Genomic DNA, 1,351 nt, shown 5'->3' on the forward strand with positions numbered 1-1,351 from the left:
CCTACCTTCTTGAGCGCGTCCCGGGAGTTCGCGACTCTGGGACAGCGCGGGTGGGGCAGGGATGGTTTTCATGCTGGCTGCCCTCGATGGCTCAGGTGGCTGATCCCCCTGCCCCACCACTTCTTCCGGACTGCTGATTAGGCTCTGCGGACCATCGCTGTGTAGGGCGAGGACAGGCGGGAGAAGTCGCGCCGCACGTCGCCGAGCGAGGGGAGCACCACCGTGACAGTCCAGGCCGGGTTCGACATCGCCAAGGACTTCCACTGGCTCGCGGTCACCGACGACCGCGGGCGCCCGCTGTCCAACCACCGGGTCGACAACACCCCCGAGGCCATCACCGATGCCGTCGCCGAACTGCTCGCCGTCCAGGGCGAATACGGGCAGGTCACCGTCGGTTTGGACATTCTGGGCGGCATCGCCGGCCTGCTGACCGCGATGCTGCTGGCCGCCGGACTGCGCTGTGTCCACCTTCCCGGCCTGGCCGTCAACCGGGCCCGGCGCGGGACGCGGGGAGGAGAGAACAAGTCCGACCCGCGCGACGCGAAGACCATCGCCGAACAGGTCATGCTCCGCGATGATCTGCGCGTGGTCGACCTCCCGGACGAACAGACCACCGAACTGCGGCTGCTGGTCAGTCACCGCACCACACTCGTGAAGGAGGCCACGGCCCGCACCTCGCGGCTGCGTGACCTGCTCACCGGCATCCACCCGGGACTGGAACGCGTGGTGGACCCCACCTCGCAGTCCGGGCTGGTCCTGTTGGGCCACTACGTGACCGCAGCCGAGATCCGCCGCGCCGGCCCCGCGCGCATCGCCGCTTACCTGCGTCGGCACAGGGTCAGCAAGCAGACCACCGCCCAGGCCTTGGCCGACGCCGCAGTCGCCGCCGCACGCGCGCAGCAGGTCTCCCTGCCCGGGGAGCGTCGCACGGCTGCCCTCGTGCGGGAGCTGGCCGACGACCTCGCGGCCGGCAAGGCCCGTCTGAAGGCCCTGGAGGCCGAGATCGAGGAACTGGTCACCGCCCACCAGGACGGGGCCCTCATCCGCAGCCTGCCAGGGATGGGGGCAGTTCTCACCGCGGAGTTCATCGCAGCGGTCGGTGACATCCGACGCTTTACCAGCGCCGACGCCCTCGCAGCGGCTTCCGGCGTCGCGCCGGTGCTGACCCAGTCCGGGAAAGTCCGCTACTCGCGCTCCGCGACCGGGGGCGACAAAGCCCTCAAACGCGTCTTCTACCAGGCATCGTTCTGCTCGATCCAGCGTGACCCCACCTCGCGGACCTACTACGACCGGAAGCGGGCCGAAGGCAAACGGCACCACCAGGCTCTCATCGCTCTGGCTCGACGCAAGG

Annotated in this window: 1 protein-coding gene; it reads left to right on the plus strand. The window is 69.7% G+C overall.

Translation table 11 applies throughout. The features are described 5' to 3' along the window. Window positions 1-222: 222 nt before the first annotated feature. Window positions 223-1,351: IS110 family RNA-guided transposase (locus DQ392_RS00085; RefSeq protein WP_114013359.1), on the plus strand; the 1,129-nt coding region annotated here is incomplete at its 3' end.

The sequence above is a fragment of the Streptomyces reniochalinae genome (genome assembly GCF_003323735.1).
GTDB classification, from domain to species: Bacteria; Actinomycetota; Actinomycetes; order Streptomycetales; family Streptomycetaceae; genus Streptomyces; species Streptomyces reniochalinae.